Genomic DNA, 1,886 nt, shown 5'->3' on the forward strand with positions numbered 1-1,886 from the left:
TTATTCCGTTCATAATGATTCAAACCGGAGACAAAAAAGAAATGAAGCGATTTGTTACCGAACGCTATGAAGAGGGTGTTGCAGCCGCTGAAAAAGCTTTGGTAGAAATGCAACCCAAACCGGATTTTGGATTAATCGCATTTGATGGATTTATTACGTGGGAAGAAAAGAAGTATGATGCTGTTATTGTCAGGGCTTTCGATAAAACCCAGGATGAAGGTTTTCAATTCTGCCAGCGGTATATACCTAAAGAAGATGGGAGCGGAATCGAGCCCACTGGAAATTCAGCCTTTTTAGGTAAATCTGAGAATATTATTTTAGAAAATCCAAGCCCCAAAACAGAGCCTTCAAAAGAGCCGCAGAAGAAAAAGCCCTGGTGGAAGTTTTAGTGGTTTTCGTAATGTTTTTATTAGCTCTGACAGGGTTTGAACCCTGTCAGAGCTAATAAAAACCCATGTACCTTTTGGCTGCAATCTGCAATAAAATTATTCACATAATTTCCTTTCTTTATGATCTGACTAAAACTACTTAACCACAACTATGCGTGATTCTTTTGCAGGCAAAGGAAGCCATCAAAATCCCGGGAGCAGACTTGCCCAACAGAAGTGTAGCTTAGACTGCAATTTTGGTAGTGCTGGTGATCCGTTTTCTGATAACCTGCTTTCATCATCCACCTTATCACATCAGACTGCCCAATTAAAGACGAATAAAAAAGCTGGAGCAACTTCGCAAAACCAGTCCGGGGCAAAAAACAAATCGGGTTTGCCTGAGCATCTGAAACAAAGCATAGAAAACCTTTCGGGCTACTCTATGGATGATGTAAAAGTGCATTTCAATTCAGGGAAACCGGCACAATTACAGGCTCATGCCTATGCCCAGGGCAATGATATTCATATTGCTCCGGGTAAGGAACAACATTTACCTCATGAAGCATGGCATATTGTACAGCAGAAGCAAGGCCGCGTAAAACCCACGGTAAATCATGGCGGTTTACAGCTCAATGATAATCCAGGGCTGGAGCATGAAGCGGATATGATGGGAAGCAGGGCAGCCGTCAGCTCTGCCGGCATGGCCTCTCAAGGCCTGTCAGCCTCAGCCCCTTCTTCAACTGGCGTTTATCAGTTAATAAAGGTTGATAACTCTGACATCGGTAAATATTATTCTATTGTAAGGGCAGACAATGGACAGCAGGATACCGGTAAACTTGTAGGTATCAATGGTGGTGGCTGGTATACCTTTGAAGTATCGGGGGGTGTTCAGGTCAATGTCCGGGGGCAGGACAATATCCTCGTTCAGGTGAATGCACCGGCAGTGAACAGTTTTACCTTCAGTGGCATAAGCTTTACTTCACCAACGGATTATACTTTTACGGCTACCTCAGCCCTCAATGCTACTCAGCCCATACCTCATGGAGGCTGGAGTACTATTACAGGAGGCAGTAGAAACAGTGGCGTAAGTATAGGTGATTATGGCTCCTATGGTGGGGTGCAATATCTGGAAAAGACCGGTGATGGCCTGACAGGGGATCACCAGCCTTCGGGGGCGGCTATCAAAGAAGCTATACGACTCAAACTCCATAGCTCCCTCAACCAGGTGCTTACCCGCCAGATGGCAAGCAACGCCTATAAAAAAGCCATAACAATCGTTATGACCGATAAATGGCATAAAGCCCAGTCGCGTACCTACGGGGGAAGAAATACAAGCACACAAATTTCCGATGACGCCCAGGATCTTGTTCAGGCCGCTATATCAGACTGGCAGCGAACCGTGCCGGAACTTAAAAAGCACTTTACTGATCAGGAAATACAGAATATATGGGATGGTCTGAATGATCTCAGAAAGGATTTTTTCGCTACAGGTGATGCACAGTATATGTAGTTTCCTAA

Annotated in this window: 2 protein-coding genes; both read left to right on the forward strand. The window is 44.6% G+C overall.

Annotation, left to right across the window (positions count from 1 at the left end; all coding sequences use genetic code 11):
* On the forward strand, positions 1-389 hold a 389-nt coding region (locus E1163_RS09290; protein ID WP_221417967.1), incomplete at its 5' end, for a hypothetical protein.
* A 151-nt stretch (positions 390-540) separates the two neighbouring features.
* On the forward strand, positions 541-1,878 hold the full coding sequence (locus E1163_RS09295; protein ID WP_155171164.1) for an eCIS core domain-containing protein: 1,338 nt from the start codon (positions 541-543) through the stop codon (positions 1,876-1,878).
* The last annotated feature ends 8 nt before the right edge of the window (positions 1,879-1,886 follow it).

Source organism: Fulvivirga kasyanovii (assembly GCF_009711405.1).
GTDB classification, from domain to species: domain Bacteria; phylum Bacteroidota; class Bacteroidia; order Cytophagales; family Cyclobacteriaceae; genus Fulvivirga; species Fulvivirga kasyanovii.